The following is a 15936-nucleotide window of genomic DNA, read 5'->3' as shown; positions in this document are numbered from 1 at the left end:
GGAGGGTTTATGCAAACCGAACGTATGACCATGGCTCAGGCGCTGGTCAAATTCCTTAATCAACAATATATCTCTGTCGATGGCGTGGAAACGCCCTTTGTCGAGGGGGTCGCCACCATCTTTGGTCACGGTAATGTGCTTGGCATTGGCCAGGCGCTTGAGCAGGATCCCGGTCATTTGCAGGTGATGCAGGGATGTAATGAGCAGGGAATTGCGCACATGGCGACCGGATTCGCCAAACAGCATCGGCGCCAGCGTATTTTTGCCGTGACGTCATCGGTTGGGCCGGGAGCGGCGAATATGGTGACTGCCGCGGCAACCGCGACGGCGAACCGTATTCCTCTGTTGTTATTGCCAGGCGATGTCTATGCCAGTCGTCAACCGGACCCGGTATTGCAGCAAATTGAGCAATACCATGACCTTGGCATCAGCACCAACGACTGCTTCCGCCCGGTCTCGCGTTACTGGGACCGGATTAACCGCCCGGAGCAGTTAATGAGTGCGATGCTAAACGCGATGCGAACGCTTACTGACCCCGCAGATACTGGTGCCGTGACCATCTGCCTGCCACAGGATGTACAGGGAGAAGCCTGGGACTATCCACAGAGTTTCTTTGCGCGCCGCGTTCATCTGATTGAACGTCGACCGCCCGACCCACAGCGTCTGGCGATGGCGCGGGCGCTGATTGCCCGCAAACGCCGTCCGCTGGTGGTATGCGGCGGCGGGGTACGATATTCCGGCGCGCATGAGGCGTTTCGTACGTTTGTTGAAACGCTGCAACTGCCGTTTGCCGAAACTCAGGCCGGAAAAGGCGCACTGGTTAGTGACCATCCACTTAACCTCGGAGGCATTGGAGTAACTGGAGGGATGGCAGCGAATCAGCTCGCACCGCAAACCGATCTGGTGATCGGCATCGGTACGCGCCTCACCGACTTTACCACCGGTTCGAAAGCGCTGTTTTCTCATCCGGAGGTTGAGTTCCTGCTGCTGAATGTGGCGGAGTTTGACGCGCTGAAGCTTGATGCCACCGCGCTTATCGCCGACGCCCGTACCGGGCTGACGGCGTTAACTGAAACGCTGAAAGACTACCGCAGCGGTTGGGGGAAGGAGGTCACGCAGGCGCAAGAGGCCTGGCGCGATGAGTGCCAACGTTTATGGGATCGCGACTGGCGTCCCGACGACGAACCCGAAGTGGCAGGGCATCTTGACGCTCAGCTGGCGGAATATGGCGACACGCTAAACACCCGGTTGACCCAGACGAAGGTGCTGGGACTTATCAATCAGCACATTGAAGATAACGCTATCGTCGTGGGGGCCGCTGGATCCCTGCCTGGCGATTTACAGCGTATCTGGCAGGTCAAAACCCCGGACAGCTATCACCTGGAATACGGCTACTCCTGTATGGGCTATGAAATTGCGGCTGCTATTGGAGCCAGGCTGGCGAAGCCACGGCAGCCGGTTTATGCCATGGTGGGGGATGGCTCATACATGATGCTGCATTCCGAGCTACAAACCGCCGTTCAGGAGGGGATAAAAGTCACTATCCTGTTGTTTGATAACGCCAGCTTCGGGTGCATTAACAACCTGCAGATGGGGCATGGGATGGGGAGTTTCGGTACGGAAAACCGCCACCGCAATCCGCAAACCGGACGGTTAGATGGACCGTTGGTGAAGGTCGATTTTGCTAAAAACGCGGAAAGCTACGGCTGTCGGGCATGGCGCGTACATGACGAGCAAAGCCTGCTGGCGGCGCTGGAAGCCTCCCGTGTGCATTCGGGGCCTGTGCTGCTGGATATCAAAGTTCTGCCGAAAACCATGACCCACGACTATGCCTCCTGGTGGCGCACTGGCGATGCGCAGGTGGCAGACTCTCCGTCGGTGCGAAAAGCGGCTGAGCAGACGTTTGAGCAGGTGAAAAACGCACGTCAGTACTAAAAGCGATTAATGCCGGATGGTGCTGCGCTTATCCGGCCTACAGCGGATTCTATCTCCTGGCCGGATAAGGCGTTAGCGTCGTCATCCGGCAACCTGCGACAACGAAATTTTCATTTCATTTTTCCTTTCTCTTCATCCATCACCTCCTTCCTGAACGGAAGGGGGCCAATTCCTTCATCTTTCCTGTCTTTATGTTGTGATATTGATAACAAATTTTATCTCGATCATCTCAAAAGTGTTAACTTGCACCCAAAAATATAATTTTCACTATTTATAAAAATGAAATAAATGTTTTATTTAAGGGGTCGTTAGTTCATCGCATTCACCAACACCGGGAGCCGTTATGTTTAACATTGCTTTACTGGGCGCTGGCCGAATTGGCCAGGTACATGCAGCTAACATTGCCAGTCACAGTGCTACTACCCTCTGGTCGGTAGTCGACCCGAATCAGGAATTTGCCACTCGTCTTGCCACACAGTACCAGGCTCGTTTGCAAAGCCTGGATGAGGCGATGACGGACCCTAACGTTCACGCCGTGCTGATTGCCTCCGCGACCGATACCCACGCGGATCTGATTGAAATGGCCGCACGCCACGGCAAAGCCATCTTCTGTGAAAAACCGGTCCACCTGGATCTGGCCCGTGTACGCGACTGTCTGAAAGTGGTCAAAGAGTACGACGTACCGTTGTTTATCGGTTTCAACCGCCGCTTCGATCCGCAGTTTCGCCGCGTGAAAACTGACGCACTGGCCGGGCGTATCGGTAAACCGGAATCGCTGCTGATCATCTCCCGCGATCCGTCGCCGCCGCCTGCGGAATATGTGCGTGTGTCCGGCGGTATGTTCCGCGATATGACCATCCACGATTTTGATATGGCGCGCTTTATCATGGGCGAAGAGCCGGTTTCGGTGTATGCCCAGGGCAGCAATCTGGTGGATCCGGCGATTGGCGAAGCGGGCGATATCGACACCGCGTTCATCGTACTGAAATATGCCTCCGGCGCGATGGCGACCATCGTCAACAGCCGCCGTTCTTCTTACGGATACGATCAGCGCCTTGAGCTGCACGGCTCTGAAGGGCTGCTGTGCGCGGGCAATATTCTCGAAAACCAGGTGCAGCACTACGGCAAACAGGGCTGCACCAGCGCGTTACCTGAACACTTCTTCCTGCAGCGTTATAAATCGGCCTATGCCGCGGAATGGGAACACTTTGTTGCGGTACTGCGCGGCGAAGCGGTCCCTGATTGCAGCGGGGACGATGGCGAGCGTGCGCTGTATCTGGCGGATAAAGCGCTGGAGTCACTGCATAGCCAGCGTGAAGTTCTCCTCTGATTGTCACCACAACCTACCCTACACAGAGAGACATAATAATGAAAAAATTGATCTTAGCTGTCCTCATCGCCATGACATCCGGGGCAGCCATTGCTGAAAATGAGCAAATTGTTTTCAGTACGCCAAACCTGGCGATGCCATTTGAAGTTCACATGCAGCGCACGGCGGTGAAAGCCGCAAAAGAGATGGGCGTGAATTTACAGGTCCTGGACGGGCAGGGTAGCTCGCCAAAACAGGTCGCTGACCTGGAAAACGCCATAACTCGTGGCGCACAGGGCTTTATTGTTTCGCCGAACGATGTCAACGCGGTATCCAGCGCGGTAGATGAAATTCAGGATGCGAAACTGCCCGTGGTCACGCTCGACCGCTCCGTTGACAGCCAGAAAAAAGTGCCACACTTCGGCGCGAACAACTACAAAGGCTGCCAGGCGATTGGCGACTTTGTCAAAACCAAATTCCCAGACGGGGCAGACATTATTCTGCTGACCGGCCAGCCAGGCTCCTCCTCCAACATTGAACGTACTAAAGGTATTCGCGACAGCCTGAAGGCGGGTGGTGAAAAGTACAAGATCGTTGCCGATCAGACCGGTAACTGGATGCGTTCTGAAGGGATGCGCATTGTTGAAAGCGTGCTGCCTTCGCTGCCGAAGCGTCCGCAGGTGATCCTCTCCGCTAACGACGATATGGCGCTGGGCGCGATTGAAGCGTTACAGGGGCAAGGACTGAAGCCGGGTGAAGTTCTGGTCACGGGATTCGATGCCGTGCCGGAAGCACTGGCGCGTGTGCGCGACGGTTGGCTGGCAGTGACGGCGGATCAACGTCCTGGTTTTGCGGTGAAAACGGCCATGAGCCAGTTGGTGAATAACGTCCGTGAGAAGACTGCGATCACCGGGGCTGACTACCCGCCAACGCTTATCACTAAAGAAAATTTGCAGCAGGCTGAGCGTATCGGTGAGGCCGGTAACTGATATGTCCGGAGCCGCCGTTACGGCGGCTCCCTCTAAAGGAGGAGCAGACCGATGTCGCAACCCTTACTGAAAGTGACCGACCTGGCGAAAAGCTTTTCCGGCGTTTGGGCGCTGAGCAGCGCACAACTGACTGTCGGAGCAGGCGAAATTCATGCGCTGTTAGGTGAGAACGGTGCCGGAAAATCGACCCTGCTGAAAGCGCTGGCGGGCGCACAGCCGCAAACACGCGGGGATATTTGGTTCAACGGCGAAACATTGCCGGTAGAAGACTCTCCGGTTGAGCGGCAGAACAAGGGCATTATCACGATTTATCAGGAATTTAATCTGCTGCCCAATATGACCGTCGCCGAGAATATGTTCCTCGGACGCGAACCGCGTAAACGCAATCTGATTGTGGACGAAAAGGCGGTAAATCAGGAGGCGCAGGTAATTTTGGATTACCTGCAACTGAACGTTGCGCCAACCACGGCCGTGGCCCGACTGAGCGTGGCGCAGCAGCAAATGGTGGAAATTGCGCGGGCGCTGACGTTGAACGCGAAGCTGATCATCATGGACGAACCTTCCGCCGCGCTGAGCGACAGCGAAGTAGAAAGTCTGCACCGGGTGGTGCGGGAACTTAAAGGGCGTGGCGTGAGCATTATCTACGTCACCCATCGCCTGCATGAAGTTTTTCAACTCTGCGACCAGTTCACCGTTTTTCAGGATGGACGATTCACCGGGAATGGCGCGGTTGCACAGACCACCGTAGAACAGCTGATCCGCCTGATGGTGGGGCGCGATGTGGCCTTTAATCGCCGCCCGGCCAGCGAAACTCACCATGAAGATAAACCTGTGCGTCTGGCGGTGAAGGGGCTTAGCCGCGAAAAACCGCCGCTGGATCCGCATGGCATCGCGCTGCACGACATTAGCTTCCACGTACATGCTGGCGAAGTATTAGGTATTGCCGGACTGGTGGGTGCCGGGCGCACCGAAGTGGCCCGCTGCCTGTTTGGCGCCGACGGTTTTACCTCCGGCAGCTTTGAACTTGATGGCGTGCCGTATCAGCCGCGCGATCCGCTGTTTGCGCTGGATCAGGGGCTGGCGCTGGTACCGGAAGATCGTAAAAAAGAGGGTGCAGTGTTGGGGCTGTCGATCCGCGACAACCTGTCGCTCTCCAGCCTGTCGTCACTGCTGCACTGGCGCTGGTTTGTGAATACCCGCAAAGAAGATGCCCTGATTGACTCTTACCGCCAGGCGCTGCAGATCAAAATGGTCAACAGTGCGCAGGAGGTGCGCAAGCTCTCCGGCGGAAACCAGCAAAAAGTGATCCTCGCGCGCTGCATGGCGCTTAACCCTCGGGTGTTGATTGTGGATGAACCGACGCGCGGCATCGATGTTGGCACCAAATCAGAAGTCCATCAGGTGCTGTTTGATATGGCGAAAAAGGGCGTGGCGGTGATTGTGATCTCCTCCGATCTGCCGGAAGTCATGGCGGTTTCCGATCGGATCATCACGTTGAGTGAAGGTCGGGTGACTGGCGAGATCCACGGCGATGACGCCAACGAAGAGCGGCTAATGACGATGATGGCCATCAACCATAACGCCCTGAATGCGGCATAACGGAGTGACTCATGACGCAGATTATTTCTAAAACGCAGGTTCCAGCCAAACGCGGTGGACGTCTTGATCCCATTGCCTTTTTTGAGCGCTTTGGGGTGCTGATTTTTATGATCCTGCTGCTGATTTTCTTTCAGTTGCAGAACAGCAATTTTCTTTCTGAACGCAACATTTTCAACATTCTGACCGAAGTCTCCATCTACGGGATCATGGCGGTGGGGATGACGTTTGTCATTCTGACTGCCGGCATCGATCTGTCGGTGGGCTCTATCCTGGCGGTCTGCGCTATGACCGCCGCGTATGTGATCAAGGGCGACAACTTCACCACCGTCGATCCGAACGCCTGGGGCGGCATGAGCTGGCTGATTGGTCTTGGTATCTGTATGGCGATGGGCACCGCGATTGGTTTTCTGCATGGCCTCGGCGTGACCCGCCTGCGTCTGCCGCCGTTTATCGTCACCCTCGGCGGGATGACCATCTGGCGCGGCCTGACGCTGGTGATCAACGACGGCGCGCCGATTGCCGGTTTCGACGCGGGATACCGCTGGTGGGGACGCGGCGAACTGCTCGGCATTTCGATTCCAATCTGGATCTTTGCTCTGGTCGCTATTGGCGGTTAGCGGAAGTTTCTCCGGAGCTGGCCGCCGAGCGGGCGCAGGCGTTTGGCTTCAATCGCTCAACCGGAGACTGGCGGGTGCTGGTGGCCGACCCGGCCATTGATGTGGTGGATATCTGCTCTCCCAACCATCTGCACAAAGAGATGGCGCTGGAAGCGATTCGCCATGGCAAGCATGTGTACTCGGAAAAACCGTTGGCGCTGAACGCCCACGACGCGCGTGAAATGGTTGAGGCCGCACAGCGGGCAGGAGTGAAAACCCTGGTGGGGTTCAACTATATGAAGAACCCAACGGCGCAGCTGGCGAAAGAGATCATTGAGCGCGGCGAAATTGGCGAGGTGATCCATTTCTACGGCACCCACAACGAAGACTACATGGCCGATCCGCTTGCGCCGATCCACTGGCACTGTTTTAAAGAAACGGCGGGTCTGGGGGCACTTGGCGATCTGGCGGCGCATATCGTCAATATGGCGCAGTACCTGGTTGGCGATATTCATCAGGTCTGCGGCGACTTGAAGATCGTGGTGCCACAGCGTCCGGCGCAAGTCGGTTCCTCGCAAATGGTGACGGTAGAGAACGAAGATCAGGCCCACGCGATGGTGCGCTTTGCAGGCGGTGCGCAAGGGGTGATTGAAACCTCCCGCGTCGCCTGTGGCCGCAAGATGGGGTTGTCGTATGTGATTACCGGGACCAAAGGAACCATCAGTTTTACCCAGGAGCGCATGGCTGAGCTGAAGCTCTATTTGCATGACGATCCGGTCAACCGCCAGGGGTTTCGCACTTTACTGGTTGGTCCTTCGCATCCGGACTACGGCGCGTTTTGCATGGGAGCCGGGCATGGTATCGGTTTTAACGACCAGAAAACTGTGGAAGTGCGCGACCTGGTGGACGGCATTGCCGCCGATGCGCCGATGTGGCCGGACTTCGAAGAGGGCTGGAAGGTGTCGCGTGTGCTTGACGCTATCGCACTCTCGCACCTGGAAGGCCGCTGGCTGAATGTGAACGATATTGTCTGAAGAGGTATCAACGTGGAAAAGCAGTTTGATGTGATATGCATGGGCCGCGTGGCGGTTGACCTCTACAGTCAGCAGATTGGCGCACGCCTGGAAGATGTGTCGAGCTTTGCCAAATATCTTGGCGGATCGTCCGGCAACGTGGCCTACGGAACGGCGCGACAGGGACTGCGTTCATCAATGCTGGCGCGGGTTGGCGACGAACATATGGGGCGTTTCCTGCGTGAAGAATTAAATCAGGTAGGCTGCGATACCAGCCATCTGATTACCGATAAAGACCGCCTGACAGCGCTGGTGCTACTCGGCATTAAAGACCGGGACACCTTCCCACTGATTTTTTACCGTGATAACTGCGCGGATATGGCGATTACCGCCAGCGATGTTGATGAACAGTACATCGCTTCTGCTCGTTGTCTTGCCATCACCGGGACGCATCTTTCTCATCCGCAAACCCGCGAGGCGGTGTTGACGGCGCTCGCTTACGCCCGGCGTCACGGCGTGCGTACGGCGCTGGATATCGACTATCGCCCGGTGCTGTGGGGGCTTACATCCTTAGGCGACGGCGAAACACGTTTTATCGCCGCCGATCAGGTCACCCGTCAATTGCAGGAGGTGTTGCATCTTTTTGATGTGATTGTCGGCACCGAGGAGGAGTTTCATATCGCGGGCGGCAGTACCGATACGCTGCAGGCGCTGTCGCAGGTTCGCGGCGTGAGTAACGCGACGCTGGTCTGCAAGCGCGGTGCGCTCGGTAGCTCGGTGTATACCGACGCGATCCCGGCCCGGCTGGACGATGGCCTGACGGTGACAGGCGTACGCGTGGAGGTGCTGAACGTGTTGGGGGCGGGGGATGCGTTTATGTCCGGCCTGCTGCGCGGCTACCTCAACGATGAGGGATGGGAGCAGGCGTGCCGCTATGCTAATGCCTGTGGTGCGCTGGTGGTATCGCGTCACGGCTGTGCCCCGGCGATGCCGAGCAAAATCGAGCTGGATGATTATCTCTCCCGCGCCGCACTCGTTCCGCGTCCGGATCTTGACCCGCGTCTAAACCATCTGCACCGCGTCACCACCCGTCGCCGCGAATGGCCGGAACTGTGCGTGATGGCTTTCGATCACCGCAGTCAGCTTGAAGAGATGGCGCTACAGTGCGGCGCGTCTTTGAAGCGTATTCCGGCATTGAAACAGCTTATTTTGCAGGCCAGCCGTGAAGCGGCCAACAGCGCCGGGCTGGAGGGCAAGGCCGGGCTGCTTTGCGACGGTACGTTTGGTCAGGATGCACTGAATTCGATAACCGGAGAGGGCTGGTGGATAGGTCGCCCTATCGAACTGCCGGGATCTCGCCCGCTGGAGATGGAACACGGCAATATTGGCTCGCAGCTCATCAGTTGGCCGCAGGAACATGTGGTGAAGTGTCTGGTTTTTTTCCATCCGGAAGATGCCCACGCGTTGCGTCTGGAGCAAGAACAGAAAATCGCCGAGGTGTACCGCGCCTGTTGCCAGTCTGGTCATGAGCTGCTGCTGGAGGTGATTTTGCCGGCCAGTATGCCGCGCAGTGATGAACTGTATTTGCGCGCTATTTCCCGCTTCTACAACTTAGGGATTTACCCCGACTGGTGGAAACTCCCACCGCTGACTTCTGCTGGCTGGACGGCGTTGAGTGACATTATCGAACGGCGCGATCCGCACTGCCGTGGCGTGGTGATCCTTGGTCTGGACGCACCGGCAGAGCAACTGCGCGCGGATTTCAAAGCGGCTGCGGGTCATGCGGTGGTGAAAGGATTTGCCGTGGGACGCACGCTGTTTGGCGACGCTTCCCGCGCGTGGTTGAAACACGATATTGACGATGCGCAACTGGTGGCGCGCATTAAAGATAACTACCTGCAGCTTATCGCCTGGTGGCGCGAGCGCGGACAAGCATAATTCAGGAGAAGATAATGACGGTACAATTAGGTATTAATCCACTGACATGGACGAATGATGATCTTCCTTCACTGGGCGCTGAGACGTCGCTTGATACTTGTCTGAGCGAGGGTAAAGAGGCCGGATTTGCTGGTTTCGAACTGGGTAATAAATTCCCGCGCGAGGCGCGACTGCTCGGCCCCATTTTGCAGCGTCACGACCTGCAACTGGTTTCCGGCTGGTACTCTGGACGTCTGCTGGAACGCAGCGTGGAGGAGGAGATTGCCGCCGTGCAGTCACATCTGACGTTACTGCGCGAGTTGGGGGCCAAGGTGCTGGTCTTTGCCGAAGTCAGTGGCTGCATTCACGGCGAGCAGCAGACGCCGGTACATCTGCGTCCGCGCTTCCCGCAAGAGCGCTGGCAAGAATACGGTGAAAAACTTACCGAGTTTGCGCGCTACACCCAGCAGCAGGGGGTACAGATTGCCTATCACCACCACATGGGAACGGTGATTGAATCTGCTGAAGATGTGGGTAATCTGATGACGAATACCGGTGATGAAGTTGGATTACTGCTCGACACGGGACACTTGACCTTCGCCGGAGCCGATCCGCTGGCGGTGGCGCAGCGCTGGGCATCGCGTATCAACCATGTTCACTGTAAAGACGTGCGTGCCGACGTGCTGGCGGATGTCAAAAATCGCAAAACCAGCTTTCTCGATGCGGTACTGAGTGGGGTCTTTACAGTGCCGGGCGATGGCTGCGTTGACTATCCGCCGATCATGGCCTTGCTGAAGGCGAACCAGTATCAGGGGTGGTTAGTCGTGGAGGCGGAGCAGGATCCGGCCATCGCGCATCCGCTGACGTATGCGCGTCTGGGCTATAACAACCTTAGCCGTCTGGCGCGTGACGCTGGTCTTATCTGAGGAGGTGATATGTCACGTTTATTATCACGTTGGCAGCAGCCGGACGCGCAGGGGCGTACGCAGTCAGTGACGCCGGAAAGCGCCGGTTGGGAATATGTTGGCTTTAAAGCGTATGAACTGGAAGAGGGGCAGCAGCTTACGCTGCCCGCCGTCAGCGAAGAACGTTGTCTGGTATTGGTCGCCGGACGCGCGACCGTCACCACGCCGAGTGCAACCTTTACTGATATCGGCGAGCGGATGAGCCCGTTCGAACGGATCAAACCGTGGGCGGTCTATGTCACCGCTGGTGAAACCATACAGGTTCAGGCGGTGACCAGACTGGAGCTGGCGGTCTGCGCTGCGCCGGGGAAAGGCACACACCCAACACGGCTGATTGCACCTAAGGATATCGACGGGGAAGCGCGCGGCAAAGGTCACAACCAGCGTTATGTGCATAACATTTTACCGGAAGATAAACCTGCTGATAGCCTGCTGGTGGTGGAAGTGTGGACCAACGAAGGCTGTACCAGTTCCTGGCCAAGTCACAAGCATGATACCGACAATCCGCCGCAGGAGACCTATCTGGAAGAGACTTACTACCATCGCCTCAACCCGCCGCAGGGATTCTGTCTGCAACGGGTATACACCGACGACCGATCGCTTGACGAGTGTATGGCAGTCTATAACCGCGATGTCGTGATGGTGCCAAAAGGGTATCACCCGGTGGCAACCCTGGCAGGATATGACAGCTACTATCTCAACGTAATGGCGGGCCCGGTACGCAAATGGATGTTCACTTGGGAAGATGAACATGCGTGGATTAATCGCGAGTATCCAGTTCATAAGTAAGGTTTTGAATGGCTTTGTTAAAAGCGAGTCGTTTTTTCCCTCTTCTTGATCAGTAAAATGGGAGGGATGGGATGATGGTTGGTACTATTTAAGTGCTCATTATTCTCATAGCTCGCCTGGCTATGAGAATAATGCAAGCGTCGATATATTTGGGGTTATGGCAGTAGCCTGGGTGCTGTCGAAAACACCCCGGCTATCTTTTGTTGAGGGCTGATTAGAAATGATATTTCAGTCCTAACGTTGCCGCGCTGTTGTTGTAACCGTTGTCTCCCATCTGGACGCCCACATTACCCCACAGATTTAAATCTGGCGTAATCTGGCCTTCGACACCCAGTTTAATCTCTCCCAGATTGCGTGCACCTTCCTGGCTGACGCTAACGTCGTCCATTTTTGTGCTAAAACTGCGTGTATTATGGAGCCAGTTAGCTTCAATAAATGGCTGGAATTCGCGGCCTTTGTCCTCATCCATTTTATTAAAGCTTTTCAGATAGGCTCTGGCTCCAAGACGGGTTTGAATATTACCGTTACCATTCATCTCGATACGCGTTCCGTTAGCTTCCCGATGGTCATCTGATTTGACCCCCATCCAGGTAACCTGCGCCTGCGGTTGAACATACCACTCATTAACGGTTCCTTTGCTGCCAGAGAATTCGCCAACTTTAAAGGTATACCCTGTTTCAACAGATGCCGTCAGACCTTTGGATTTATAGGACTCAGAAGCCAGTCCTTCACCTTTGACATGGTTATCAAACCATCCATATTGTGCCCAACCGTCGAAGTACAGGCCTTTATGGTCAGTGTTATCGGCAAACCATGTGGCATAAAGGCCAGTGCTATAGCCATTGACGCTACCTCGCGAGGCGTAACCCGTTGCTGATGAGCGGGTCTGATTATTGTCATGGCCATACCCAGCCATGATCCCGAGACGCCAGCTATCATGCCCGTTGGTTGAGCCCTGCGCGATATCGCTGCCGAGCTGCATCACATAGCGATTACTTTGAGTACGCAACTGGCTGCTACCGTCATACCAACTTTGGTGGCTTCCTGCCTGACGCATCCACATACCGGTGGTTTTCATCTCTCCGGTTGACACATCTGTGTACTGAGCTTTGCCCGAGCGATCGTGTAGCTGCATGTTGAACATGGTGTTTACTGCAGCATGGTTCGCGGTATAGGTTCCTCCTTCCGGGCGAAGCATATGCTCTGTGGGCGAAACCGGTTTTTCGGGATTTTCAGGCTTAATCAACTGACTGGTCAGATACCAGTGATTATTGTTAGCCCCCTGACCTCGAACCAATGAATAATCATACGCACCCGCAGTGATACGCCCGCTCTGAGCAAAATCACCATCAGAACGGCCATCAACATGAATAAGCTCAATCCCCTCCAGAGTTTGTGAGCCCTGGCCTCCTGCATTGGTGACACTTACTTGAGTATTGCCAGTAGTATCACCTTTTACAGTAAGCTTATCGGTGGCCGAACGATCGTCCCCCAGAACCGTATCAAAATTAATATGACCATTGTTGCCGTGGTAATTTCCTTCAACAATCAGCTGGTTGCTGGCGGACTGTCCTATATTCCCCAAAGATATCGCACCCTGATTGGTGAGATCTCCGCCAACAGTAAAGTGGCCTGATGCTCCATTTCCGGCAACAAACAGTCCGGCATTATGGATACTGCCTAGTACCGTTCCTGCGCCTGAAAGCATACCGGCAGAAGATATATTGACCTGCTGGCTCGCTAAAGTAACAGGCGCATCCTCCTGACCCAGCATCAGCCCCCCTTGTTGAATATCCGTGGTGCCGGTATAGGTGGAATTCGCAGTCAGAGTGACAGTGCCCTGGCCTTGCTTGATGATATTACCGCTGCCATCGACCAGGTTTTGCATTGTCCAGTCATCCATGCTGTTAAGGATCACGTCACCCTGATTGTGAATCGTCGCCTCCCCCAGATGTTCGGCGGCTGACGCCACTAATTGTGTGTTTTTATCCAGGTTAAGCTGGCCGCTAAATCCACTGTTATCCCCCTTAAGAGCGACGTTAGATTCGCTGAATGAAACTTCACCCTTACCGCTAAGGTTGTTGGACAAGTGTCCCTCAACGGCATTGAGGTTGAGATGACCATCGGCAATAATCTTCCCGGTTCCCAATCCCTGAGCATTATCCAGAGTGACCTCTGCGCCGGAGGCAATGGCCGTTGTTGCGTTTAAGGACGCATTACAGCCCTTCACGCTAAAGACACCGTTATCTATATTCAGATTACCGCTGCCGACCAATGCCCCCGCGGATGTTCCGCCGTTAGAAATCGTCAGGCTACCGCCATTAATATTCAGAACTGATCCCGCTGCGCTGGTTAGCTGCCCAATCGTCTGGCTATGCCCATTCATATCCAAAACGGTCTCTTCTGCCATCTGCAGACCTGCTGTATGGCCCAGAACATTATCATTGAGCATCAGTAGATTACCGCTGCGCAAATCGGTCAGACCGGTGTAATCATTATTCAAACCAGATAGTGAAACTGTGTGGCCTTTCTGGCTGTCGAGCGCCAGATCTCCGGAGCCGGTCAGGCGGGAACTCAATTCCGCAGCCGCCCCGACTTTTCCGTTGGCGTTCAGGCTCAGTGCATTCTGACCCTGTCCTTGTAGTTCAATCTGCGTCAGACCGTAGCCCACATAAAGGCCGTCATGGTTTTGCCCGCTGGTCAGGCGATAGTCGTATGTTCCCTTTGCTACAACCTGCCCGTCCTGGCTGATGTCATGCTGAACAGCGTCTGTTATCGCGTTACCGTTCAGATCCTGCAGTTGCAGGTTTCCGGCATCTCCTGTTACAACGGTTGTTGAATTGGTGGAAACCAGTTTAATTTCCGCATTGGCGTCTTCCTGCTCCATTAAGGAGAGACCGGTATCAATACCTTGAGATATGGCGTCCACTACGCCCACAGGATTAACCTGCACAGCACCAGACCCCGTCAGGTCTAACCGGTCTTTAACATTCACCATTTTGTCGGTTTGGTGTATGCCGGGGGTAATGTTACCAAACTCAATGGTACCGCCAGAAAAGGCCAGACTTCCGATGGACTGTGTGCCTGTGCCCAGTGAAATTTCACTCCCTTTTCCTGCAATCAGCCCTGCTTTTGCAAGAGCATCGGTGTTGGTTCCCTGCAGGTTGAATGTCGTATTTTGTAATGCCAGAGCACCAGTGAACCCAGAGGTCGCTGTACTATTTTTAAAAGAGAAAGCGTGATTTCCCGTATCGACCCCCAGGATCCCAGACCCAGAAATCTGGTGGCTAAACAACCAGTCGCTGGTGCTATTGAGCTGCAGTTTCCCGTCAACGGATAACCCGGCAGAGCCCAGGTTTTTCTGATCGGATACGGTTGCAACGGCACCCGATTCAACATTGATCTTTCCTTTAAAGGCGGTGTTATCACCTAATAACGCCACATTTCCGGCGCCGACGGAGATAATTCCGTTCCCCGCAACCTTATTGGTAAACTCCATGTTGTCCTGGGCGTTCAGTAAGAGTTTGCCGCTATTGCTAATATCAGCGGTTCCCAGGTTCTGCGTAACCCCAAGGGTGGCATTCCTGGCAATTTTTACGTTGCCGCTAAATTTTGAGTTGTCACCAGATAAAAACGTTGTGCCATTTAGCGCATTGATATTACCCAGCCCCTCACTGCCGCTTGATATATCAGCTGTTATATTTGCGTTATCACTGGTGTGGTTCAGTGTGATTTTTTTATTGTCCGTGCCAGCCCAGACAAATTCTATTTTCTTGGCGTCAATAACCCCTGCAGATTTAGCTTTCTCACCTTCTTGAGCGCCTAATTCTAATTCTGAGTTCGTACTCAAACTAATTTCTGGGGCAGATATTTTCCCCATGTCAGATACCACCAGCGTGGTATTTGAATCTTGATTATAATACCCCAGGCTTAATTTCTCACTGGCGTTAATTTCACCCTTGTTATTAACCGACAGGAATTGATCGCCACCGTAGCTCTTGAAAACACCCATAAAGAATGTTTGTGTATTTACCTGGCTACCTTCGCCGCTAATGTTTCCCCTTTCATAGGTAAGACGACTGGTCCCTTTAACATGAATCTTACCGCCATCAGACACGTTAAAATAACCACCAGTTCGCCAGTTGTCTGATGCGCTGTCATATAAGTCGTCAGCATAGAGTTCGCTGCCTGCATTGGACACGTTAAGGTAACCCGTACCTCTCAGCAGAACGTTTAGCTCGCCATTGATACGTACTGTTCCTTGGGTAATATCCAGTCCACCACCTGATGTGAAGGTCAGGCGGGGGCGAGAGTCCGGCGCATTGATTACCAGGTTAGCATTATCTTTTACATTGATATGGTAATTAATAGACTGGTTTTTTTCGCCAAAATCAACGGTGCTATCTGTGCTGACATCAATATCATTAGCAAAGGCCATTGATGAACATAGCGCTACAGCACCGGCTAATAACGCCCTGGACTTTTTTTTCGTGTTCTTCCTTCCCAGTTCGGAGCACACACACCAGCAATTACGGACTTTACTCCATTTTATTTGATATATTTTGTTCATAAACTCTCCGCAAAATAATCATAATAAAAATTTAACGCTTTTGGGGTAAGGTATTTATCGGGCTACATTTTTGAGAGTGAAAATGCAGATCTCCGAATTGATGATATATGTCATGTGTCATTAATGTGATGTAAACATCGGTACTGGATACTCGATTCAAGTCTCCCTGCGTAGTTTGTCACGTGATAAATTAATTTTGATAATATAGCCATCAGTCTGAAAATATTTTACCTGAGGCTTTGCTGATATTTCCA

At 54.1% G+C, this 15936-nt stretch carries 9 protein-coding genes and 1 pseudogene; 9 read left to right on the top strand and 1 reads right to left on the bottom strand.

Going from position 1 to position 15936, the window contains the following annotated elements:
* The first annotated feature begins 9 nt into the window (after positions 1–9).
* The 9 genes and pseudogenes from iolD to iolB all read left to right on the top strand — a co-directional run bounded on the left by iolD (position 10) and on the right by iolB (position 11112).
* Entirely contained in the window at positions 10–1935 is a 1926-nt protein-coding gene (iolD, locus tag E6P06_RS21755; RefSeq protein WP_139935707.1) for a 3D-(3,5/4)-trihydroxycyclohexane-1,2-dione acylhydrolase (decyclizing), read from the top strand.
* A gap of 343 nt (positions 1936–2278) precedes the next feature.
* Positions 2279–3265 carry an inositol 2-dehydrogenase gene (iolG, locus tag E6P06_RS21750; RefSeq protein ID WP_003845960.1) on the top strand — a complete coding sequence of 329 codons (987 nt, stop codon included), beginning with the start codon at positions 2279–2281 and terminating at the stop codon, positions 3263–3265.
* 38 nt (positions 3266–3303) lie between these two features.
* A complete protein-coding gene (locus tag E6P06_RS21745; RefSeq protein ID WP_139935706.1) occupies positions 3304–4233 on the top strand; it encodes a substrate-binding domain-containing protein in 930 nt (309 codons plus the stop codon).
* Positions 4234–4284: 51 nt separating this feature from the next.
* Entirely contained in the window at positions 4285–5832 is a 1548-nt protein-coding gene (locus tag E6P06_RS21740; RefSeq protein ID WP_139935705.1) for a sugar ABC transporter ATP-binding protein, read from the top strand.
* 11 nt (positions 5833–5843) lie between these two features.
* A pseudogene (locus E6P06_RS21735) lies at positions 5844–6446 on the top strand (ABC transporter permease); the annotation flags it as partial.
* Positions 6377–7462 carry a Gfo/Idh/MocA family protein gene (locus E6P06_RS21730; protein ID WP_371419193.1) on the top strand — a complete coding sequence of 362 codons (1086 nt, stop codon included), beginning with the start codon at positions 6377–6379 and terminating at the stop codon, positions 7460–7462. The pseudogene E6P06_RS21735 and the gene E6P06_RS21730, both read left to right, overlap by 70 nt.
* Positions 7463–7474: 12 nt before the next feature.
* A complete protein-coding gene (iolC, locus tag E6P06_RS21725; RefSeq protein ID WP_003845954.1) occupies positions 7475–9379 on the top strand; it encodes a 5-dehydro-2-deoxygluconokinase in 1905 nt (634 codons plus the stop codon).
* 14 nt (positions 9380–9393) lie between these two features.
* The gene (iolE, locus tag E6P06_RS21720) at positions 9394–10284 is read left to right on the top strand and encodes a myo-inosose-2 dehydratase (protein ID WP_003845952.1); all 891 of its coding nucleotides are present in this window, start codon (positions 9394–9396) and stop codon (positions 10282–10284) included.
* Positions 10285–10293: 9 nt separating this feature from the next.
* A complete protein-coding gene (iolB, locus tag E6P06_RS21715; RefSeq protein ID WP_139935704.1) occupies positions 10294–11112 on the top strand; it encodes a 5-deoxy-glucuronate isomerase in 819 nt (272 codons plus the stop codon).
* 214 nt (positions 11113–11326) lie between these two features.
* Here iolB and E6P06_RS21710 read toward each other — a convergent pair whose 3' ends face one another.
* A complete protein-coding gene (locus E6P06_RS21710; protein ID WP_139935703.1) occupies positions 11327–15682 on the bottom strand; it encodes an autotransporter outer membrane beta-barrel domain-containing protein in 4356 nt (1451 codons plus the stop codon).
* Positions 15683–15936 lie beyond the last annotated feature (254 nt).

Source organism: Citrobacter sp. CF971, from assembly GCF_006385635.1.
Classification (GTDB): Bacteria; Pseudomonadota; Gammaproteobacteria; order Enterobacterales; family Enterobacteriaceae; genus Citrobacter; species Citrobacter freundii.
Note: the sequence above shows the minus strand (reverse complement) of the source record. Positions and strands in the feature narration are given on the sequence as shown.